Source organism: Bradyrhizobium sp. CCBAU 45394 (assembly GCF_028128655.1).
In the GTDB taxonomy this organism is placed as follows: Bacteria; Pseudomonadota; Alphaproteobacteria; order Rhizobiales; family Xanthobacteraceae; genus Bradyrhizobium; species Bradyrhizobium diazoefficiens.
The window spans coordinates 258,275-280,032 of record NZ_LBIX01000012.1; the positions used below are offsets into that span (position 1 = coordinate 258,275).

A 21,758-nucleotide genomic window follows, 5' to 3' on the forward strand; every position below is an offset into this window, starting at 1 on the left:
CGGGCATCCAGTACGCCGCGGCGTCTCGGTTCTTGCAACTCGCGTCTCTGGAATACTGGATCACCCGCTTTCGCGGGTGATGACAGCGGAGCGAGGCTCTGCCTTCGGGGGAAAGCGCGCATGTCCAATTCGAAAGCCGAGCTCCGTGCCAAAGCCCTCGCCAAACGCGACGCGCTGAGCGAGAAGAAGCGCGCCGCCGCTGCCACCAAGCTCGCCAAGCGCGGGCTGCCGTTCAAGCTGCTGCCCGGCAGCATCGTCTCCGGCTATTCGCCGATCCGCAGCGAGATCGACCCGATGCCGCTCTTGAGGAAGCTCGCCGAGGAGGGCGCAAGGCTGGCGCTGCCCTGTGTCACCGCGCGCGGCCAGTCGCTGGTCTTCCGTATCTTTCATCCGAACGACCGGCTGATGCTCGGCCCGCTCGGCATTCCCGAGCCGTCGCCGGCAGCAAGCGAAGTCATCCCCGACATCATGCTGACGCCGCTCGCGGCCTTCGACCGGCTCGGCCACCGCATCGGTTATGGTGCCGGGCATTACGACTTCACCTTCGCTCACTTGCGCAAGACCAAGCAAATCGTCGGCATCGGGCTTGCGTTTGCCGCGCAGGAGATCGAGGCGGTTCCGGCACTATCCCACGACGTCGCGCTGGATTATGTGCTAACGGAATCGGACGTGTTCGATTTCCGGAGTTCTGAAGTTGCGCATTCTCTTCGTGGGTGATGTCGTCGGCCGTGCGGGGCGCACGGCCATCGCCGAATATCTGCCCGGCATGGTCAAGGACTGGTCGCTCGATTTCGTCGTCGTCAACGGCGAAAATTCCGCCGGCGGCTTCGGCATCACCGAAGCGATCTATCAGGAGTTTCTCGATGCCGGCGCCGACGCGGTGACGCTCGGCAATCACTCCTGGGACCAGCGCGAGGCCCTGGTGTTCATCGAGCGCGCCGACCGCCTGGTGCGGCCCGCGAACTATCCGCGCGGCACGCCCGGCCGCGGCGCGGCGCTGGTCGAGACCAAGAACGGCAAGCATGCGCTCGTCGTCAATGCTTTGGGCCGCGTCTTCATGACTCCGTTCGACGATCCCTTTGCGGCGCTGGAGCGCGAGCTCGGCGCCTGTCCGCTCGGCGTTGCAGCGGATGCGATCGTCGTCGATTTCCATTGCGAGGCGAGCAGCGAGAAGCAGGGCATCGGCTTCTTCTGCGACGGCCGCGCCAGCCTCGTCGTCGGCACCCACACCCATGTGCCGACCGCCGATCACCAGATCCTCAACGGCGGCACCGCCTACATGACGGATGCCGGCATGACCGGCGACTACGATTCCATCATCGGCATGCAGAAGGAAGAACCGCTGCGCCGGTTCACGTCGGGGATTCCCTCCGGCCGGTTCGAGCCGGCGGCCGGAGTGGCGACGCTCAGCGGCGTTGCGATCGAGACCGACGATGCAACGGGCCTCGCGCTGCGGATCGCGCCGGTGCGCGTGGGCGGCCGGCTGGAGCCGGCGACACCGAGGTTCTGGTTGAGCTGACGGTCGCGCTACACACTCGCTGTCGTCCCGGCGAAAGGCCGGGACCCATAACCCCAGGGAGAAGTGTGGGGCACAGCTCCCACTCCGAGTCTTCGCCACACTACTCCCTGTGGGTATGGGTCCCGGATCTGCGCTTCGCTTGTCCGGGACGACGGCGGAGATTGATGCGCGCGATTGCGCATCAATCTCGCGGCGGATGGCTGCGCGCTACTCCGCCGTCTGCTCCCTCAGCTCCGCCACATCCTTCGCCGTCAGCTTCGAGCCCTTCGCGCCGAACCGCGCCGTCACATAGTTCGCCACCGCCGCGATCTCGTCGTCGGTGTAGGCGTTGCCGAACGCCGGCATCGACAGCGCACCATCAGGCGTATGGCGCCTGGTGCCCGAGATCACGATCTGCGCGACGTTGGTGGCGGTGGGGTCGTTGACGGCCCAGGTGCCGGTGAGTGTCGCCATCGGCGACACCGGGCTCTCGCCGCTCCAGCCGTGGCAGCTGGCGCAGGCGCTGGCGAACACCTTCTTGCCGCGGGCGTCGGCCGTCACGCCGTCCTTGTGCGAGGCGGGCGCGACCGGCGCCGTGGTGGCGGGGAGGTCGGGCGAGGGCTGCGGCGGCACGCTGCGCAGGTAAGCAACGATGCTGCTTATGTCCTCGGGGGCGAACTGGCTGAAGCTGTGGTCGACGGCTTCACCCATCGGACCCGAGGCCGAGCCGTGGCCCGGCGCATGGCCGAGCGACAGATACGAGATCAGATCCGCGTCGCTCCAGTTGCCGAGACCTGTCGCCTTGTCCGACGAGATGTTGAAGGCGCGCCAGCCCGCCGTGATAGCGCCGGTGAACTTCTTGCGGTTATCCAGCGCGAAGCCGAGATTGCGCGGTGTGTGGCACTCGCCGCAATGCGCCAGCGCTTCGGCGAGATATGCCCCGCGATTCCATTCCGGGCTCTTCGACGTATCCGGCGCAAAGCGCGTGTCCGGATTGAACACGGCCGACCAGAAGGTCATCGCCCAGCGCTGGTTGAACGGGAACGACAGCGTGTTGTCGGGCGCCTTGGCGCGCACCGCCGGCAGGCTGAACAGATACGCTTTCACCGCGAGCACGTCCTCGTCGGTCATGAAGGTGTAGGACGTGTACGGCATCGCCGGATAGAGCCGCGCGCCGTCATTGCGTTTGCCGTGCTGGACCGCGTTCAGAAAATCCTGGTCGCTGTAATTGCCGATGCCGGTGTCCTTGTCCGGCGTGATGTTGGTCGAATAGAGCGTGCCGAACGGCAGCCTGAAGGCGAGCCCGCCGGAATAGTCCTCCTCGCCCGGCTTGGTGTGGCAGACCATGCAGTCGGCGGCCTTCGCCAGATATTCGCCGCGTTCGACCAGGCTCGCTTTCTCCAGCTTTGCCGGCACGCCGGTCGGCTTTCCGGCGCGGTAATCCGCCAGCGCCACTTTCGTGCCGCCGGCAAAGTCGAGCGGGCCGGGCCCGCGGACGAGGAAGACGCCAAGCGCCACCGCGACGATGGCGATCACAACGATACTTGTGAGGATACGCATCGTGCCGCTCATGCCTTCTTCCCCGCAGCCAGCAGTTTCCGGTCGATCGGGAGGCGCCGCAGCGCCACGCCGGTTGCGGCGTAAATCGCGTTGCGCAGCGCCGGCGGCCCCGCCGTCGTGCCGGTCTCGCCAATTCCGCCGGGTGCCTCGCCGCTCTTGACGACGTGAACCTCGATCTTGGGCGTCTGATGGATCCGCAGCATCCGATAGTCATTGAAGTTGGATTGCTGGACGCGCCCCTTTTCGATGGTGATCTCGCCGTAGAGCGCGGCGGTAAGGCCGAAGATCAGCCCGCCCTCGACCTGAGCCACGATCGTATCGGGATTGACGGCGATGCCGGTATCCACCACCGAGGTCGCACGGCGTAGATTGATCTCGCCTTGCTCGTCGACCTCAGCTTCCACAACGGTTGCGATGAAACTCCCGAAAGACGGCTGCAAGCACACGCCGCGCCCGACGCGCGCCGGCAAGGGTTGACCCCAATTGGCTTTCTCTGCCGCAAGATTGAGGACGGACAGGAAGCGCGATTGATTGGCCAGCATTCCACGGCGAAACTCGACCGGGTCCTTGCCCGCCTTGCGCGCCAGTTCGTCGATGAAGCATTCGACCGCGAACACGTTGTTGTTGGGCCCGACCCCGCGCCAGAACCCCGTTGGTATTGCCGGCGGTTCGGCCCGCACATATTCGACGTGGACATTCGGGATGTCGTAGGGCACGTCGGTGGCGCTGTCGATCGCGTCGATATCGATGCCCTTCTGGAAGGCCGGCGGCAGCCAGCGCGCGATGATCGCAGCGCCGGCAATCTTGTATTTCCAGCCGACGATCTTGCCGGCCGACAAGGTCGCCGCGATCGTATCGCGATAGACCGGTCGATAGACGTCGTGCTGAATGTCCTCCTCGCGGGTCCACACGACCTTGACCGGCCCGTCGACCTCTTTGGCGATGCGAACGGCCGCGACCACCATGTCAGGCTCGAGCTTGCGGCCGAAGCCGCCGCCCAGCAGGTGCTGGTTGACGGTCACCTTCTCGACCGGGAGCCCGGCCGCCTTTGCCGCCTCCGACTGCACGCGCGCCATGATCTGCGTTCCGGTCCAGATTTCGCAAGAATCGGGCGTGCAATGCACCGTGGCGTTCAACGGCTCCATCGTTGCGTGGGCGAGAAACGGCAGCTCGAACGAAGCTTCGAGTTTTTCGCCGCTCGCGAGACCCTTGGCGATGTCGCCGGTGGATCTGGCGACCACGCCGTCCTTTGCGCTGGCGGCGCGCAAATCGTCCCAAATCGCCTTCGAATTGAGCTTTGCGTTCGGTCCCTCGTTCCACGTGATGTCGAGCGCATCCAGGCCCTTTTTCGCCGCCCACATGTGATCGCCGACGACGGCGACGAGATCGTCGAGCACGACGATCTTTCGCACGCCCGGAATCTTCTTCGCGGCACGATCATCGACCTTGCCGACCTTGCCGCCGAAAACCGGGCACTGCGCCAGCGTTGCGAACTTCATGTTCGGCACGATGGCGTCGATGCCGTAGACCGCCTTGCCGTTGACCTTCTCGGGTGTATCGAGCCGCTTGAACGGCTGGCCGATATAGACGAAATCCTTGGGGTCCTTGAGCGGGACGTCCTTGGGCGGCGTCTGGCCGCTCGCGGCAGCCGCAAGCGCGCCATAGGAGAGCGTCCGGCCGCTCGCCTTGTGGGTCACCTCACCCTTCGACGTCGTGCAACTGGCGGGATCGACGTTCCATTGCGCAGCTGCAGCCTGCACCAGCATGGCACGCGCGCTGGCGCCGGCTTCACGCAGCGGCTTCCAGAATGCCCGGACCGATGTGGAGCCACCGGTCGCCTGAATGATGAAAATCGGATTGCCGTAGAGCTTCTCGTTGGCCGGTGCGTGCAGCAGTTGGACTTTCGACCAATCCGCGTCGAGCTCTTCCGCCAGGATCATCGAGATCGCGGTGTAGATTCCCTGCCCCATCTCGACCTGCGGCATCACCAGCGTGGTCGCACCTTCAGGGTCGATCCGGATGAAGGCGTTGGGCGCGAACTTGCCATCGGTCGTATCCTTCGGCTGCACCGGCTCGTTGACGGCGGCGCGCAGCGGCAGGTGGAAGGCGAGCAGGAAGCCGGTGGCAAGGCCGCCGGTCAGGAGCGTGCGGCGGGAGACGCTGTTGTGTGCATTCATGGCGGACCTCACGACTGACGGCCGGAGGCCGCCTGCTTGATGGCCTCGCGGATGCGCACATAGGTGCCGCAGCGGCAGATGTTGCCGGCCATGGCGGCGTCGATGTCGGAATCATCAGGGTTGGGCGTTGCCGCCAGCAGTGCCGCGGCCGACATGATCTGGCCGGACTGGCAGTAACCGCACTGGATCACTTCGGCATCGAGCCAGGCCTTCTGCACCTTCGCGCCCGTAGGCGTGCTGCCGATATGCTCGATGGTGGTGATGGTGCGGTTCTGGACCGCGCTCACCGGCAGCACGCAGGAGCGCACCGCCTTGCCGTCGACATGCACCGTGCAGGCGCCGCATTGCGCGATGCCACAGCCGAACTTGGTGCCGGTCATCCCGAGGATGTCGCGCAGCACCCACAGCAGCGGCATTTCCGGCGGCGCGTCGAAGGATTTCGTTTCGCCATTGATGGTGAGAACAGTTGCCATATGCATCCCCTTGCTCGACGATCGCTTGCGGCGATCAATTCGGCGAATTTCCGCGCGACCATAATCATAACGACGCGAAACGATGAAGCGTCGAAATTCCCGGCAATGCATATTTGCGCGACTGACGCGTCAGGCCATGACGTTCACGAATTTGTGCGGCGGCTCATTGGTATGATAATCGTCATATTGTGGCGCATTTTCGCCGCGCGCGCCGTGAATCGCCGCAGATGATCGTGCGAATGCGCAAAATCATGCGATCACGAAATTCGTGCGATTGGGAAAAGCGAGCGACGGCAAGCACGGTGCACGGGATCAATTGCAACGGCCAATAGCCGGATGGCCGACGTGCGCGATGATGACATCATGCTCCTGTTTTGCCCGACGGAGCAATGGCCGCACTAGGCGCTTGGAACGTTCTCCGCAATCCCTGGCAATCCCGACGCGGAGACACCCCCACCCCAGCCCTCCCCCGCAAGCGGGAGAGGGAGCCGAGTGCCGATGCCGCCGCATCATGCACACCACATGCGATAGCCCTGCCCACAAGGGGGGAGGGAACGGAGAGGGTGCTGCTGTCGGCCGCACTAGCTTCGATCTCATCCCATGAGGCTTCTAAGCCATTGATTCCGCGTGCCCCGGCTACTGTGCATGGGGTTGTTTTTCAGGTTTTTGATTGAAGGGCCGCAGGAGCGGCCGTCGCGAGATCCTTCAGCCGTGCCGGAAGCCCATCCGGAACGCGCCCCAGTGCTTGCCGCGGATCATGATCGGCGAGGACAGATCCTTCATCAGCACGAACTGCCCGCCGCCCATGTCGCGGCGGTAGGTCTGGAGCAGGAACGGCTTGGTGTTCGCAGCGACCTTCTTCACCGCGCGATCGGTGAACAGGCGGCGGTTGCGACAATTGGCGTTGTTCCAGACCGGGTCCTTGCCCTGTGGCAGGCGGTAGTTCGGATTGTGGGTCGGCAGGTAGCCGCCCTTGGCCCAGGCGACGCAGAACACGATGCGGGGATCGGCTTTCTGGATCGGGTCCTGGATGGCGGGCAGCACGCGATCGGTGAAGTCGACGTAGCTGGTGAGATACTGCTTTGGATCGGTGCCGGGAATCTCGCGGTACTTCTCGTCCATGAGCTGGTCGAGCGTGATCTCGCCGCGATCGATCGCGGCCTCGAACTCGGCCGAGATCCGCTTGGCGGTCTCGACGACCGCGCGGATCAGCGGCGCGTCCGACGTCTCCACGCCGCTGTCGGCGATCATCGCGATCAGGCCTTCGGAGGTGTCGAGCAGCTTGGCCACCCGCTCGTCGGCGTATTTGAGGTCGCGCGAGGAGAGGTCGACGCCCTTGGCGAGCTCGTTGAGCTCGCTGATGACGGTGTCGCAATGGCCGAGATTGGAGGTCGCCGCGCGCGCGACGCTGTCGATCTCCGCTTCCACGGAGGCGAAGCCCTGCTGGACGCGCGAGATGATGCTTGAGATCTGCTGGGCGCCTTCGCCGGCGGTCTTCGCGCGCTGCGAGGCGTCGCTGCTCTCGCCGATCAGGCCTTCGATCTGGCCGTCGAGATCGCGCACGGTGTCGGAGATCTGGTGCGTCGCCTGGCGGGTGGCTTCGGCAAGGTTCTTCACCTCGCTTGCGACCACCGCGAAGCCGCGGCCGGCATTGCCGGCCCGCGCTGCCTCGATGGTGGCGTTGAGAGCGAGCAGGTTGGTCTGCTTCGCGATCGCCTCGATCGAGCCGGACACCTTGGCCACCTGCGCCAGCGCCGAGCCGACCGCGCTCAGGCGCGCCTCGATCCGTCCAACGGCCGCGACAAGCTCGGAGATGTGGCTGACGGCGGTATCGACCGCGCTGCGCGACTGCGCGATCTCGCCGACCGCCGCGGACGTCGTCGTTTGCACCGCCTGCGACGCATTGGCGATGTCGTGGTTGGCCGAGACCATCGTCTCCGCCGTCTCCTGGAGGTGATGGAACCGTTCCGACTGGTTCGCGACGCGGTTGGCGACTTCCTGGACGTTGCCGGCGATGTCGGCGAGCTCGACGCCGAGACCGCCGATGCGGTCGGCGAGCTGGTCGATCAGGCGTTCAGCCAGCGTCCGGTCCGACCCGGTGTCCAATACTGCAAGTTGTGCCAGAGACATGTACGGGTTTTCTCCAGTCAGAGCCGTGGATTGGCTCTCGGCGGCATTCCCATTCCAGTTTCGACCTTAGAGGATGATTCGCGAGCGGCGTCTTGCCCAGGAGTGCACGAGAGCGGGCACTACAGCTTGTAAGCTGTGCGGAATCCGCCCCAGTGCCGGCCCTGCACGCGGATCGGGACGTCGATTTCGCGCATCATCACCGTATTCCCGTTACCCATGTCGCGCGCATAGCTCTGGACCAGGTACGAGCGCAGGTTGCGCGCGGCCGCGAGCCCCGCCGGATCGTTGAAGATGCGCCGGTTGCGGCTGTTGGCCGTGTTCCAGGCGGCGTCGCCCGGCCGCTGCGGATGCGAATAGATCTTGTTGTGCACCGGCAGGAAGCCGTTGCGGTCGACCATGGCGCAGAACGCCATGCGCGGTTCCTTGGCGAGAAACGCTTCCTGGAACGGCGGCAGTGCGCGGTCAGCCCAGTCCAGATACCTGGTGCGGTATTGCTGTGGATTGGTGCCTGCGATCTCCACATAGTCGGTGTCGAAAAGGTCGTCGATCCCGACCTCGCCGCGTGCAACCGCCTGCTCGAAGATTTGGGTCAGCGCGTTGCCCGCTTCCATCGCGCGGGTGACGAACTCCGTGTTCTCCTCGTGGATCGACCACAGCCGGTCTTCGATCTTCTCGCGGAGCTCGGCATCGGGATTGACGAAATGCGCGCGGGCTCCGGCCTTGGACTGCTCGACGACGCGCAGGCGGCAGGCGCCGACCAGTTCGAGGCTGCCTTCGATGATCGCTTGCGGCGTCAGCCGGCCCGAGCCCGCACCGCCAATCAGCACGCCGTCCATCGCGATCTCGTAGACCGGCATCACGCCGCGCGCGCTCTCGAATTTGAGATGGCAGGGCAGCCGCTCGGTCTTGCGGCGGTCGTCGTGCTCGCTCTGGCGCAGCAGCACCGCGCAGCGCGATTTCAGCTTCTGTGCGAAGGTGGTGACCGCCTTGCCGGCGCTGGCGACGTTCTCGCCATGGGTCTCGGCCGCCTTGGTCGCGGCATCGATCTCGGCCGCGCTCTGGCCGACCGAGACGATGAACTCCGAGGCGCTGGCGGCATTGCCGGAGACTTCGCTCGTGGTGGCATTCTGCTCGGCGACCGCGCCATTGACGGTTTCGAATACCGGGCGGATCGCCTCGATCGCCTGCGAAATGCGGTGCACGGCATCGGCGGAGCCGGCGGCGTCGCGCTGCAGCGCGTCGATCTTCTTGGTGATCTCTTCCGTCGCGCCTTGGGTCTGCACCGCGAGTGCTTTCACTTCGGTCGCGACGACCGCAAAGCCCTTGCCCGCAGCGCCCGCGCGCGCGGCCTCGATGGTCGAGTTGAGCGCGAGCAGCGTCGTCTGCCGCGCGATCTGCGCGATCAGATTGACGACGTTGCCAATGGCGGCGGAGGACTCGCGCAGTCGGTCGACATTGGCGCGGGCTTCCTGCGCCGCGGCACTGGCCTCGTCGGCGAGCTTGCCGGCCGCGCGAACCTGCGCGCCGATGCCCAGCGCGGACTGGGTGAACTTGTCGGCGGCATGGGCGAAGGTGGATGCGGTCGACTGTGCGGCGTTGGTGCGGCCGGTCAGGGCGTCGGTCCGGTCGCGGATGGCCGCAAGCGTCGTGGCGGTCGCTTCGGCGCCGCCGGCCACCGAATTGGCGGCGCGCTCGAGCTGGCGAATCATCGCGCCCAGCTCGAGTTCCAGCAGTTCCAGGATTTCCCTGGCAGAATCGCTCTCAGCGGCCGGGCCGGGCTCGGAATGGGCCGGCGGCGCCGCAGCCTGCGGGGCGGCCGCGGGCGCAGCCATGTCCGGCAGAGGCTTCCGAAATAGTCCGAACGCCATCAAGTCTCTCTTGTCGGGGGACGGTCGTACGCTATTTTCGCAGGCCGGAATGAAGTCAGGGTTAACGATGCCTGACATCTGGGCAAGGGCCACTACGGTGTTACCTTAAAGTCGTAGAGCCTCTTTCATTCCGGTGGGTTGGCGGCCTATAAGGCCGCGCTTCCCACGCTCACCTTAGGCGCACGATTCCTTTACGAGACCACGCATGGCCGGACATTCCCAATTCAAGAACATCATGCACCGCAAGGGGCGGCAGGATGCCCAGAAGTCGAAGCTGTTCGGCAAGCTGGCGCGGGAAATCACCGTCGCCGCCAAGCTCGGCACGCCCGACCCCGCCATGAACCCGCGCCTCCGCGCCGCCGTGATCGCCGCGCGCGCGGAGAACATGCCGAAGGACAATATCGAGCGCGCCATCAAGAAGGCGCTCGGCAGCGACGGCGAGAACTATGACGAGATCCGCTACGAGGGCTATGGCCCCGGCGGCGTCGCCGTCATCGTCGAGGCGCTGACCGACAACCGCAACCGCGCCGCCTCCGACATCCGCTCCTTCTTCACCAAGTCGGGCGGCAATCTCGGCGAAACCGGTTCGGTCTCCTTCATGTTCGACCGCACCGGCATCATCGAATACGACCGCAGCGTCGCTTCCGACGACGCGGTGCTCGATGCCGCGATCGAGGCCGGCGCAGACGACGTCGTCTCCGGCGAAGGCGGACACGAGATCTACGCCTCGACCGAAGGCTATCGCGACGTCGCCAAGGCGCTGGAAGCCAAGTTCGGCGAGCCGCGCAAGGCCGCGCTGATCTGGAAGCCGCAGAACACGGTCGCCGTCGATGACGAGACCGGCGAGAAGCTGCTCAAGCTGATGGACCTGCTCAACGAGCACGACGACGTCCAGAACGTCTACGCCAATTTCGAGGTGTCGGACGCGCTTATTGCCAAGATGGGCGGGTAGGGGACACACGAACGGTGTGCGCCCTCGCCCCGCTCTGCGGGGAGAGGGTTGGGGTGAGGGGCTGTTTCCGCGTCGGCGGTGATAGAGGGACTCGTGGAGTCCCCCTCACCCGGAATCCGCGCTTCGCGCGCATTCCGGCCTCTCCCCGCAAGCGGGGAGAGGCGAAGAGCGACACTTCCCCTGTTACTTCCGTTCTGTTTCTGTTTCCCCCGCCGCAGCCAGCCGCTATCACTGGCCCATGACTGCGCTCCCGATTCGTGGCCCCGTTCGCATCATCGGCATCGACCCTGGCCTCCGCCGTACCGGCTGGGGCGTGATCGAGGCTGAGGGCAACCGCCTGATCTATGTCGCCTGCGGTTCGGTGGAACCGCCGGACGACCTGCCGCTGTCCAGCCGCCTGCTCGCGATCCACGAAGGGCTCGCCTCTGTCCTATCCGATCACAAGCCGATGGAAGCCGCCGTCGAGCAGACTTTTGTGAACAAGGACGGCGTTGCGACGCTGAAGCTCGGCCAGGCCCGGGGCGTCGCCATGCTGGCGCCCGCAATGTTCGGCATCAGCGTCGCCGAATATGCGCCGAACCAGGTGAAGAAGACTGTGGTCGGCGCCGGCCATGCCGATAAGCAACAGATCGCGATGATGCTGAAGATATTGCTGCCGAAGGCCGAACCGCCGTCAGCCGACGCTGCCGACGCGCTCGCCATCGCCATCACCCACGCCCATCACCGCCAGAGCACGGCGCTCAGGCTGAAGGTGGTGGGAGTTTAAGTTCGAGTCATGAGGCGCAACATGAGCCGCACGCACACTCTTCTCCCTCCCCCCTTGTGGGGGAGGGTTGGGGAGGGGGGTAGCCCCGGGCGCCGGCGTCTGTGGCTTACCCCCCTCCCGGATCGCCTTCGGCGATCCGACCTCCCCCACAAGGGGGGAGGTAACAAGAAGAGCGCTGCGCAATCATGATCGGCAAGCTGAAGGGCCTGATCGATTCCTACGGCGAGGATTTCGTCATCCTCGACGTCGGCGGCGTCGGCTACCAGGTGCACTGCTCGACGCGCACGCTGCAGCATCTGCCGTCGCCCGGCGAGGCCGCCGTGCTGTCGATCGAGACCTATGTCCGCGAGGACCAGATCAAGCTGTTCGGCTTCCGCACCGACCAGGAGCGCGAATGGTTTCGCCTGCTCCAGACCGTGCAGGGCGTCGGCGCCAAGGTCGCGCTCGCCGTGCTCGGCACGCTGGCGCCCTCCGACCTCGCCAATGCGATTGCGCTGCGCGACAAGGCCGCGGTGGCACGCACGCCGGGCGTCGGCCCCAAGGTGGCCGAGCGCATCGTCACCGAATTGAAGGACAAGGCGCCGGCCTTCGCCAATGTCGATCCCGCCGTGGTGCATCTTGCCGGTGCCGTCGACGACCAGCGCGCGCCGCGCCCGGTGGCGGATGCGATCTCCGCGCTGGTCAATCTCGGCTATGGCCAGCCGCAGGCCGCCGCGGCCATTGCATCGGCCTCGCGCAGTGCGGGTGAAGGCGCCGAGACCGCGCAGCTCATTCGCCTCGGCCTGAAGGAACTCGCGAAGTGAGCGATCCCAAGGCCAACCGCATGGTCTCGCCAGAGCGCCGCAGCGACGATGTCGGCGACACCGCGCTGCGCCCGCAATCGCTGTCCGACTTCGTCGGCCAGCAGCAGGCGCGCAAGAACCTCTCGATCTTCATCGAGGCGGCGCGCAAGCGCGGCGAGGCGCTGGATCATGTGCTGTTCGTCGGCCCCCCCGGCCTCGGCAAGACCACGCTGGCGCAGATCGTGGCCAAGGAGCTCGGCGTCGGCTTCCGCGCCACGTCGGGTCCCGTGATTGCCAAGGCCGGCGATCTCGCCGCCCTGCTGACCAACCTCGAAGAGCGCGACGTGCTCTTCATCGACGAGATCCATCGCCTGAGCCCTGCGGTGGAAGAAGTGCTCTATCCCGCGATGGAGGATTTTCAGCTCGACCTCATCATCGGCGAGGGCCCGGCGGCGCGCTCGGTGAAGATCGAGCTGTCGAAATTCACCCTCGTCGGCGCCACCACGCGTGCGGGCCTCCTCACCAATCCCTTGCGCGACCGTTTCGGCATTCCGGTCCGGCTGAATTTCTACACGATCGAGGAGCTCGAAAGCATCGTCAGCCGTGGCGCGCGCGTGCTGAACGTCGGCATGAGCGCGGACGGCGCCAACGAGATCGCGCGCCGCGCCCGCGGCACGCCGCGCATCGCCGGGCGCCTGCTCCGGCGCGTGCGCGATTTTGCTTCCGCCGCGGATGCCGACACGATCGATCGCAAGATCGCCGATCACGCGCTGAGCGCGCTCGAGGTCGACGCCGCGGGCCTGGACGCCATGGACCGCCGCTACCTCACCACCATCGCGATGAACTATGGCGGCGGTCCCGTCGGTGTCGAGACGATGGCCGCAGCGCTCTCCGAGCCGCGCGATGCGATCGAGGACATCATCGAGCCCTATCTGATCCAGTGCGGCTATCTCCAGCGCACCCCGCGCGGCCGCCTGCTCACCTCGCACGCCTTCCGCCATCTCGGTCTCGCCGAACCCAATCGCGATGCGGCGCAGTTCGGCCTGTTCGGCACCGACGAAAGCGACGACTGATCGCCGAAGTCGATGAACCCGCAGGTTCCATCCCAGCACTAATCCGAACGCGCGGCGAACGGGATCGCCGTACACGGACTGGAGTGGGAAGGAATGGAGCCGACGGACGACACGAGGCTGCTCAAGACCATCGCGGCCGCGCCGCAGCTGCGCACGCCTGACGAAACCGAGGCGTTGCTGGATTCGATGCCGCTTGGCGAGCTGGCGTCGATGTGGTGCGCGCTTCAGCGCGTCAGCCGTCGCGACCAGATCGGCAGCATCTGGGCCATCAAGGTCTATTTCGACCATCTGCCGCATCGCAAGCCGCAAGCCGCGCTCAATCTCGTGCTCGATGTGCTCAAGACCGAGGCCGACAAGCCGACGGTGATGCAGCTGAACGACAAGTTCCTGCTGGCGCTATTCTATGCGCATGGCAAGGAGATGATGGCGCGTGTCGAGCAGGAAGCCGCGCACAATGACAGGCTGCGCTGGCTGCTAGGCGGCGTGCATGTCGGTCCCGACGATCCCTTGATGTCGCGTATTGCAAGCCTGGCCGATCGCGAGGCGTGGCATGCCGACCATCTGGCGCAGCGCACGCCGCGCGAGCCGCTCGATTGCGCCAACATGTCGGTTGCCGAGCTCGCGGGCGCCTGGGTCGAGCAATATTCCAGATCCGAGCGCGACCAGGACGACAATCTGTTCGCGATCATGGATTTCGAGCGCGACCTGCGCGAGGACGATCCCGACAGGATGATCGACCTGATCCTGGAGATCCTCAAGATCGAGTCCAACCCGGTGCTGCTGTCGCTGCTGGCCGCCGGTCCCCTCGAGGACGTGATCAGCGCCGGGACGATCGACCGCATCGAGCGCGAGGCGCGCGCCGACGCACGTTTTCGCGACCTGGTCGGCGGCGTCTGGTACTACCGCGCGCCCGACGAATTGAAGGCGCGGCTGGATGCGCTTATCGGCGAGAGCCGATGGTAGCGCTTGTGCAGACGGTCTGCACAAGAGTACCCCAATTCCGCTTCAATCGGACCGCATCAAGACGCCGTAGCAGAAGCGGGCTTCCATGATCACGCGCCGTCATCTCATCCGTTCCTTCGGCGGCCTGTCCGCTCTCGGCTTCTCGACCGCCGCCTACGGCGTCGGTATCGAGCCCCACCGGCTCGGCGTCACCCGCTATCATCCGACCCCGCGGCAATGGCCGGCGGATCTGCCGCTCAAGATCGCTGTGATCGCCGACGTCCATGCCTGCGATCCCTGGATGTCGCTGGAGCGGATCGAGGCCATCGTCGACCGCGCCAATGGTTTGAACGCCGACCTCGTCGTGCTGCTCGGCGACTATGTCGCCGGTCTTCACCAGGTCACGCGCATCATTCCCGCGAAGGAATGGGCCAGGGTGCTCGCGGGCCTGAAGGCGCCGCTCGGCGTCCACGCCGTCATGGGTAATCACGATTATTGGGTGGACACGGCCGTGCAGCAGGCCGGGCATGGCCCGACGGTGGCGCATCGTGCGCTCGAGGCGGCCGGCATTCCCGTCTACGAGAACGACGCCGTGCGCCTCACCAAGGACGGCCGCCCGTTCTGGCTCGCCGGCCTCGGCGATCAGCTCGCTTTTCTGCCGGCGCGGCGCTTCCGGAGCACGGGGCGCTTCGGTGCCGACGATCTCGCCGCGACGCTCGCCAAGGTCACGGACGATGCGCCAATCATCCTGCTCGCGCACGAGCCCAACATCGCGCCGCGCGTGCCCGCGCGCGTCGCGCTGCAACTGTCCGGCCACACCCATGGCGGCCAGGTTCGCCTGCTCGGCTGGTCGCCCGCCGTTCCGCGGCAGCACGGCCTCCGGCTCGCCTATGGTCATGTCAGGCTGAAATGCGACGTCATCATCTCCGGCGGCCTCGGTTGCAGCTTCATGCCGCTCCGTGTCGGCGTGCCGCCGGAGATCGTCGAGGTGACGCTGGGAAGGACGGGGCCGGCGGTGGCGTAACCCGCGCTTGCACGGCCGGCTGTTTTTGCGCAAAACGGGCTGGTTGCAAAAAGCGAAGAGGCTCGCGACGTGACTGCCCATCTCGACGGCGAGATCCGCGACGGCCGCCACCACATGCAGGTCCGCGTCTACTACGAGGACACGGATTTCTCCGGCATCGTCTATCACGCCAATTATCTGCGCTTCATGGAACGGGGGCGGACCAATCATCTGCGGCTGATGGGCGCCGAGCAGCAGGCGCTGTTCGAGCAGCCCGCGACGGAGGACTCCGGCTTCGCCTTCGTGGTGCGCTCGATGCACCTGGATTTCCTCAAGCCCGCGCGGATGGACGACGTGCTCGACGTCGTGACCTGGCCGATCGCGGTGAAAGGCGCCTCCATCATGCTCGCACAGGAGGTCCGGCGCGGCGAGGACGTGCTGGTCAAGGCCGAAGTGCGCGTCGCCTTCATCAGCGGCGGCCGTGCCCAGCCGATCCCGAAGTCGATCCGCACGCTGATGAAGGCTGATCTGATTTCGTGATCGCCCGATTGGTGATGGCCTCTCGACTCCGCCGGCTGCGGCGATAGATTTGCGGCCCCGACCAACCGATGAGGCCACCATGTCGCGTCCGCCGCTTCCCCCCTTTACCCGCGAGACCGCTGCGCAAAAGGCCCGCATGGCCGAGGACGCCTGGAATTCGCGCGATCCGGTACGTGTCTCGCTCGCCTATACCGAGGACAGCCGCTGGCGTAACCGCTCCGAGGTGTTCCAAGGCCGCGAGGCCATCGTCGCCTTCCTCACCCGCAAATGGGAGAAGGAGCACGACTACCGCCTGATCAAGGACCTCTGGGCCTTCGACGGCAACCGCATTGCGGTGCGCTTCCAGTACGAATGGCACGATGGAAACGGCCAGTGGTATCGCTCCTACGGCAACGAGCAATGGGAGTTCGACGAGCACGGCCTGATGAAGCGGCGCGAGGCGTCGATCAACGACATCATGATTGCAGAGAAGGACCGCCGGTTTCATTGGCCCGCGCCGGGGCCGCGGCCGGCGGATGTGGCGGGGTTGGGGACGGATCCGTTCTGAAGCGCTTCCTGTCCTCTCCCCGTTCTTACGGGGCCGCGACGAGATTCGCTCGCGCTGAGAGGGTCGGGGTGAGGGGCTGCTTCAGCAAATTCGATGGCAGACGGACTCGCGGAGAGTCCCCCTCACCCGGATTGCATCTTCGATGCAATCCGACCTCTCCCCGCAAGCGGGGCGAGGTGAAGTCTCACCGCCTCGCCAGAAACCGCGTAATCGCCCCACCGAGCTTCGCGTTGTCCAGCGGCTGCGCCAGCGACGCGCGCGCCGTGGCGACGACGTCATCCGGCGCCTTGCCGTCGCGCAGCTCGCAGCACACTTGCGCGAACTCCACGTCGAACTCCGGATGCGGCTGCACGGTCAGCGTCGCGCCGTTGGCGTAGAGCAGGCCGGCATGCGGGGTGAACTCGGACGAGAGGATCGTCAGCGCGTCGGTCGGCGGCTCGACCACCTGGTCCTGATGTGAGGCGGCGATCGCGACCGCTTCGCCTTCGACGACGCCGTTCTCGGGCAGCACCTGATAGACGTGCCGGCCGATGCCCCAGCCTTTCTCCGACTTGCGCACGGTGCCGCCCAGGGCCTGCGCGATCAATTGATGGCCGAAGCACACGCCGACCATCGGCGTCTTGTTGGCGTAAGCCGTACGCACGAAATCTTCCAGCGACGCGATCCAGTCGAGCCCGTCATAGACGCCGGCGGCCGCGCCGGTGATCAGCACGGCTTCGAGCTTGCCTGGATCGGGAAGTGCATCGCCATTCGGGATGCTGATCACGTCGACCGTGGCCGTCGGATCCTCGGCGCGGACCATCCGCTCGAACATGTCGGGAAACGAGCCGTGCTGCTCGCGATATTCTTGCGGGACCTGCCCGGTCTCGATGATGGTGATGCGTGCCATGTGCCCCCAAGGTCAAAAGGACAAGGTCAAAGGTTGCGATGCTCAGTCGCTTTCTGCCCCATGTTGCTGGTGTGGCGCTGGGCCCTCCAGCAGCGCGCTCTGCTTCCGCACCTCGCTCAGAAAGGCCTTGGCGAGGCGTGACAGCGGCTCGGCTTCCGACCAGAGCATGTAGGCGACCGCATGGGTCGTCGGCGTGAACGGCCGGACGACGAGGCCATTGCCGCCGTTCTGCCGCGGCGAGAACGGATCGACCACCGCGGCACCGACGCCGGCGGCCGCGAGCACGCAGGCGGTGTTGCAGTAGCGCACCTCGACGGTCGGCCGGAATGGCGCGCCGGCCCGCGCAAAACTGTCGCGCACGGCCTCGCCGAGGCGTGTGCCGCGCTCGAGCCCGATGAAGGGCAGGCCGGACAGATCCGCGGCCGAGATCACGGGCCGGTCGGCGAGCGGATGCCGCGGCGGCAGCACGCAGACCATCTCGCCGGTGTGCACCACCTCGTGTGCGATGCCGGGATGATGCGTCAGCCCGAGCGCGAAGCCGAGCTCGGCGACACGGCTGAGCACGCCCTCGATGATGCCCTCGTAGCGCCGCACGTCGAAGAAGACGCGCGTCTCCGGGCGGCGGCGCAGGAAGCCCGACAGCGCGGACGGGATGATGCTATAGGCAAGCGGCGGCGTCGCCACGATCGCAAGATGTCCGGACCGGTTCTCGCGCAGATCGCGCACGCGGTTCTCGAGTTTTGCGTGCAGCGCGAAGATCGCCTCGCTCTCCTTGTAGAGCGCCATCGCCTCGGCGGTCGGAAACAGCCGGTTGTTGACGCGCTCGAACAGCGCGAAACCCGCCTGCGCCTCCATGGTCTTCAGCGCGTTGCTGACCGCGGGCTGCGACAGTGCCAGCTCATCCGCCGCCGCCACCGTGGTGCGGTGGCGGATGACGGCACGCAGGATCTCGAGCTGACGCAGGTTCATATCACTGCCGATTATACTCAGGGCCAAAACATCATAGCAGAACGAATTGATTTTGCAGCCCCGTTTCCGCGTAATGGCGGCGGATTTGCACGTCGCATCAAGGGGTTCATTCGCCCATTGAGGCGGCACTGCGCACAGATTGGAGGCAATCTTGGTTCGTGTCCTTCGCGCCGCCGCCGCCCAGATGGGCCCGACGCAGAAAGCAGACTCGCGTGAGCATACGCTCTCGCGCATGCTCGCGCTGCTGGAGGAGGCCGCCGGCCGCGGCGCCAGCCTCGTGGTGTTTCCAGAGCTTGCCTTCACCACGTTCTTTCCGCGCTGGCTGCTGGAGGGCGAGGCGCTCGACCAATATTTCGAGCGCGGCATGCCCAACCCGGCGGTGGCCAAGCTGTTCGACCGCGCACGTGCGCTCCGTGTCGGTTTTTATGTCGGCTATGCCGAGCTGACGCCGGACGGCCGCCGCTACAATTGCGCCATCCTGGTCGATCGTGACGGCGAGATTCTCGGCCGCTATCGCAAGGTGCATCTGCCGGGCTCGGTCGAGCCGCGGCCGGGTGCGCGCTACCAGCAGCTGGAGAAGCGCTATTTCGAATATGGCGATCTCGGTTTTCCCGCCTTCCGGGCCGGTTCGGCCTGGGCCCACGCCATCATGGGCATGATGATCTGCAACGATCGCCGCTGGCCGGAATCCTGGCGCGTGCTCGGCCTGCAGGGCGTCGAGCTCGTCTGCATCGGCTACAATTCCGCTGCCTACGATCCGAATGGTGGCGCCACCGAAGACGGTGCCTTGCGCACCTTCCATTCGACGCTGGTGACGCAGGCCAATGCCTACATGAACGCGACCTGGGCGATCTCGGTGGCGAAGGCGGGCGAGGAGGACGGCTCCGGGCTGATCGGCGGCTCCTGCATCGTCGATCCCAATGGTCGCATCGTCGCGCAGGCCCAGACGCTGGCGGACGAGGTGGTCGTCGCCGACATCGATCTCGACCTCTGCCGCCAGGGCAAGGACAAGATGTTCAATTTCGCCGCCCACCGGCGGCCGGAGCAATACAGGGTGATCACCGAACGCGCCGGCGTCATCGAGCCGGCCGTTCTCGATGCGGACTGACCAAATGGCACGGCGTTAGCAAAGGAGCTGACATGACACGCCTCTCGCATTTTCTCAGCCTAGCAGCCTTGGCTGCCGTGACGTCGGCGCAGGCGGCCGAGCTTCCGGCGGAGATCAAGCAGGCGGGCGCGTTGAAGCTCACGGTCAACTCCACCTACGCGCCGATGGAATATCGCGATCCCGCGACCAACGAGCTGGTCGGGCTCGACATCGATCTGGCGGGCGAGCTGGCCAAGCGGCTCGGCGGCCTCAAGATCGTCTGGAGCGAGACGCCATTCGCCGAGCTGATCCCCTCGCTCCAGACCAAGCGCGCCGATTTCATCATCTCCGGCATCTCGGACCGCGCCTCGCGGCGCGAGACCGCCGATTTCGTCGATTACCTCCAGACCGGCCCGCAGTTCTTCGTGATGGCGGAGAGCGAGGCGAAGGCCGCGACGGATCTCTGCGGCAAGAAGGTCGGCACCACCCGCAGCACCAGCTTCCCGGTCGAGATCGAGAAGTGGAGCAAGCAGAACTGCGAGGCGGCCGGCAAGCCGGCGATCCAGTACGTGCCGGGCGAGAACTCGATCGACGTCCGCAACCAGCTCAAGCAGGGCCGCATCGACGTCGCCGTGCAGGGCAGCGAGACGCTGCCTTATGCGCAGACGCAGGAGCCCGGCAAATACCGCATTGTCGGTGAGGCCTTCGCCAAGGGCTACCAGGGCATCATGTTCCGCAAGGACGATGCGGCCCTGCGCGAGGTGGTGACCGAGAAGCTCACGGCGATGATCGCCGACGGCGCCTACAAGGCCGTTCTCGACAAATGGGGCCTTGGCGCGAACGCGGTCGCCCAGCCCATGCTGAACGCGGCGCCGCAATGAAGCCGGCGCCGGCACTCGCGGAGGGTTTCCCTGATTTGTCGGGGATGCGGATCGCGCGCGAGCCGCACTGGTTCCGCTGGCTCAGCGCGGCCCTGATCGTCCTCGTGCTGGCGGCGATCGTGCGCGCGTTTGCGAACGGTCAGATCGAATGGTCCTATGTCAGCCGCTTCCTGACCGTGAAGGTTATCCTCGAAGGCATCGTCAACACCATGGTGATGGCGGTGCTGGCGATGATGCTCGGCATCTTTCTCGGCATCGTCGTGGCGATCATGCGGCTGTCGCCCAACCCGGTGCTGAAGACGGTGGCCGCCGGCTACACCTGGCTGTTTCGCGGCACGCCGCTGATCCTGCAACTGCTGCTCTGGTTCAACCTCGCACTGGTGTTTCCGACCATCGGCATTCCCGGCCTGTGGAGCGCGCGCGCCGTCGACGTCATGACGCCGTTCCTCGCCGCGCTGCTCGGGCTCGGCATCAACCAGGGCGCCTACACCTCCGAAGTGATGCGCGCCGGCATGCTGTCGGTCGACATCGGGCAATATGAGGCAGCGCAGGCGATCGGCATGGGGCGGCTGCGTGCGCTGCGCCGGATCGTCCTGCCGCAGGCGATGCGCGTGGTGATCCCGCCGCTCGGCAACGAGTTCATCGGTATGGTGAAGGCGACCTCGCTCGCGAGCGTCATCCAGTATCCGGAACTGCTGCACAACGCCGAGAACATCTACTACGCCAATTCCCGCGTCATCGAGCTCTTGATCGTCGCCGGGCTCTGGTACCTGCTCGTGGTATCGATCCTGACCCCGCTCCAGATGCTGCTCGAACGCCGTTTTGCACGCGGCACATTGCGGCTGGCGCAATGACAAAGCCTCTCGTCGCGATCCGCTCCGTCAGCAAGAGCTTTGGAGAGTTCCAGGCTCTCAAGAGCGTTTCGCTCGACGTCTGGCCCGGCGAGGTGATGTGTCTGATCGGCGCCTCGGGATCCGGCAAGACCACACTGCTCCGCTGCATCAACCAGCTCGCCGCGATCGATGCCGGCGGCATCTGGCTCGACGGCGAGCTTTTGGGTGTGCGCGAGCAGGGCGGGCGGCTCCATCGGCTCACCGAACGGGAGATCGGGCGGCAGCGGCTGAAGACCGGCATGGTGTTCCAGCGCTTCAATCTGTTTCCGCACAAGACGGCGCTGGAGAATATCACCGAGGGCCCGACCCAGGTGCAGGGGCGTAAAGCCGACGAAGTGCGCACTGAGGCGCTCGAACTGCTCCGTCGCGTCGGGCTGGCGGCCAAGGCGGACTCGTATCCCGCGCAGCTCTCCGGCGGCCAGCAGCAGCGCGTCGCGATTGCGCGCGCCCTCGCCATGAAGCCGATGCTGATGTTGTTCGACGAGCCGACCAGCGCGCTCGATCCCGAGCTCGTCGGCGAGGTGCTCGCGGTCATGAAGGAACTGGCGAAGAGCGGCATGACCATGATGGTGGTGACGCACGAGCTCGGCTTCGCGCGCGAGGTCGCCGACCGCGTCGTCTACATGGACCAGGGCGCGATCGTCGAGCAGGGCCGCGCCTCCGACGTGTTGGGCGCGCCGCGCGAGGAGCGCACCAAGGCATTTCTTTCGGCAGTGATCTGACATTGG

21 protein-coding genes are annotated in these 21,758 nt (G+C 65.9%); 14 read left to right on the forward strand and 7 right to left on the reverse strand.

The features are described from left to right. Positions 1–120 precede the first annotated feature (120 nt). Both WN73_RS08385 and WN73_RS08390 read left to right on the forward strand, forming a co-directional pair. Entirely contained in the window at positions 121–717 is a 597-nt protein-coding gene (locus tag WN73_RS08385; RefSeq protein WP_028173441.1) for a 5-formyltetrahydrofolate cyclo-ligase, read from the forward strand. After that, complete coding sequence (locus tag WN73_RS08390) at positions 695–1,519, forward strand: TIGR00282 family metallophosphoesterase (protein ID WP_028173440.1); 825 nt, start codon at positions 695–697, stop codon at positions 1,517–1,519. The genes WN73_RS08385 and WN73_RS08390 overlap by 23 nt, the downstream gene beginning before the upstream one ends. Positions 1,520–1,726: 207 nt before the next feature. On the opposite strand, the gene WN73_RS08395 is transcribed toward WN73_RS08390, so the two are convergent. The 5 genes from WN73_RS08395 to WN73_RS08415 all read right to left on the reverse strand — a co-directional run bounded on the left by WN73_RS08395 (position 1,727) and on the right by WN73_RS08415 (position 9,706). Further along, a complete protein-coding gene (locus tag WN73_RS08395; protein WP_271552303.1) occupies positions 1,727–3,070 on the reverse strand; it encodes a c-type cytochrome in 1,344 nt (447 codons plus the stop codon). Beyond that, on the reverse strand, positions 3,067–5,235 hold the full coding sequence (locus WN73_RS08400; protein WP_028173438.1) for a xanthine dehydrogenase family protein molybdopterin-binding subunit: 2,169 nt from the start codon (positions 5,233–5,235) through the stop codon (positions 3,067–3,069). Before WN73_RS08400 ends, WN73_RS08395 begins: the two co-directional genes overlap by 4 nt. An 8-nt stretch (positions 5,236–5,243) precedes the next feature. Beyond that, positions 5,244–5,708, reverse strand: a complete 465-nt coding sequence (locus WN73_RS08405; RefSeq protein ID WP_028173437.1) for a (2Fe-2S)-binding protein — start codon at positions 5,706–5,708, stop codon at positions 5,244–5,246. A gap of 705 nt (positions 5,709–6,413) precedes the next feature. Then, positions 6,414–7,838, reverse strand: a complete 1,425-nt coding sequence (locus tag WN73_RS08410) for a methyl-accepting chemotaxis protein (protein WP_271552307.1) — start codon at positions 7,836–7,838, stop codon at positions 6,414–6,416. A gap of 119 nt (positions 7,839–7,957) precedes the next feature. Beyond that, positions 7,958–9,706 (reverse strand): methyl-accepting chemotaxis protein, encoded by a 1,749-nt coding sequence (locus tag WN73_RS08415; protein WP_028173435.1) that lies wholly within the window; start codon positions 9,704–9,706, stop codon positions 7,958–7,960. Between the two features lie 205 nt (positions 9,707–9,911). Between WN73_RS08415 and WN73_RS08420 the strand changes: the two genes are divergently transcribed. From WN73_RS08420 to WN73_RS08455, 8 genes are all read left to right on the forward strand, one after another. Next, positions 9,912–10,658: a YebC/PmpR family DNA-binding transcriptional regulator gene (locus WN73_RS08420; protein ID WP_271552310.1), complete on the forward strand. Its 747-nt coding sequence runs from the start codon at positions 9,912–9,914 to the stop codon at positions 10,656–10,658. 238 nt (positions 10,659–10,896) lie between these two features. After that, entirely contained in the window at positions 10,897–11,424 is a 528-nt protein-coding gene (gene ruvC / locus WN73_RS08425; RefSeq protein ID WP_011084351.1) for a crossover junction endodeoxyribonuclease RuvC, read from the forward strand. A 185-nt stretch (positions 11,425–11,609) separates the two neighbouring features. Beyond that, positions 11,610–12,227 (forward strand): Holliday junction branch migration protein RuvA, encoded by a 618-nt coding sequence (gene ruvA / locus WN73_RS08430; protein WP_011084352.1) that lies wholly within the window; start codon positions 11,610–11,612, stop codon positions 12,225–12,227. Between the two features lie 20 nt (positions 12,228–12,247). Beyond that, complete coding sequence (ruvB, locus tag WN73_RS08435; RefSeq protein ID WP_171463833.1) at positions 12,248–13,279, forward strand: Holliday junction branch migration DNA helicase RuvB; 1,032 nt, start codon at positions 12,248–12,250, stop codon at positions 13,277–13,279. Positions 13,280–13,372: 93 nt separating this feature from the next. Further along, positions 13,373–14,242 carry a DUF6869 domain-containing protein gene (locus WN73_RS08440; RefSeq protein ID WP_271552315.1) on the forward strand — a complete coding sequence of 290 codons (870 nt, stop codon included), beginning with the start codon at positions 13,373–13,375 and terminating at the stop codon, positions 14,240–14,242. 85 nt (positions 14,243–14,327) lie between these two features. Further along, positions 14,328–15,245: a metallophosphoesterase gene (locus tag WN73_RS08445; RefSeq protein ID WP_028173433.1), complete on the forward strand. Its 918-nt coding sequence runs from the start codon at positions 14,328–14,330 to the stop codon at positions 15,243–15,245. A 114-nt stretch (positions 15,246–15,359) separates the two neighbouring features. Next, positions 15,360–15,764, forward strand: coding sequence for a tol-pal system-associated acyl-CoA thioesterase (gene ybgC / locus WN73_RS08450; protein WP_246740660.1), 405 nt, complete (start codon positions 15,360–15,362; stop codon positions 15,762–15,764). Positions 15,765–15,843: 79 nt separating this feature from the next. Next, positions 15,844–16,311: a nuclear transport factor 2 family protein gene (locus tag WN73_RS08455; RefSeq protein ID WP_271552316.1), complete on the forward strand. Its 468-nt coding sequence runs from the start codon at positions 15,844–15,846 to the stop codon at positions 16,309–16,311. A 184-nt stretch (positions 16,312–16,495) separates the two neighbouring features. On the opposite strand, the gene WN73_RS08460 is transcribed toward WN73_RS08455, so the two are convergent. Then, positions 16,496–17,200, reverse strand: a complete 705-nt coding sequence (locus tag WN73_RS08460; RefSeq protein ID WP_271552318.1) for a type 1 glutamine amidotransferase — start codon at positions 17,198–17,200, stop codon at positions 16,496–16,498. Between the two features lie 42 nt (positions 17,201–17,242). Beyond that, positions 17,243–18,169, reverse strand: coding sequence for a LysR family transcriptional regulator (locus WN73_RS08465; RefSeq protein WP_271552319.1), 927 nt, complete (start codon positions 18,167–18,169; stop codon positions 17,243–17,245). A gap of 151 nt (positions 18,170–18,320) precedes the next feature. Here WN73_RS08465 and WN73_RS08470 point away from each other — a divergent pair, with 151 nt between their 5' ends. Genes WN73_RS08470 through WN73_RS08485 form a run of 4 tightly spaced genes read left to right on the forward strand, consistent with a single transcriptional unit; the run spans position 18,321 to position 21,752 of the window. After that, positions 18,321–19,277 (forward strand): N-carbamoyl-D-amino-acid hydrolase, encoded by a 957-nt coding sequence (locus WN73_RS08470; protein ID WP_074077758.1) that lies wholly within the window; start codon positions 18,321–18,323, stop codon positions 19,275–19,277. Positions 19,278–19,309: 32 nt separating this feature from the next. Continuing rightward, positions 19,310–20,137: an ABC transporter substrate-binding protein gene (locus WN73_RS08475; protein ID WP_271552320.1), complete on the forward strand. Its 828-nt coding sequence runs from the start codon at positions 19,310–19,312 to the stop codon at positions 20,135–20,137. Further along, entirely contained in the window at positions 20,134–20,991 is an 858-nt protein-coding gene (locus tag WN73_RS08480) for an amino acid ABC transporter permease (RefSeq protein ID WP_271552321.1), read from the forward strand. The genes WN73_RS08475 and WN73_RS08480 overlap by 4 nt, the downstream gene beginning before the upstream one ends. Further along, the gene (locus WN73_RS08485; RefSeq protein ID WP_271552322.1) at positions 20,988–21,752 is read left to right on the forward strand and encodes an amino acid ABC transporter ATP-binding protein; all 765 of its coding nucleotides are present in this window, start codon (positions 20,988–20,990) and stop codon (positions 21,750–21,752) included. The genes WN73_RS08480 and WN73_RS08485 overlap by 4 nt, the downstream gene beginning before the upstream one ends. The last annotated feature ends 6 nt before the right edge of the window (positions 21,753–21,758 follow it).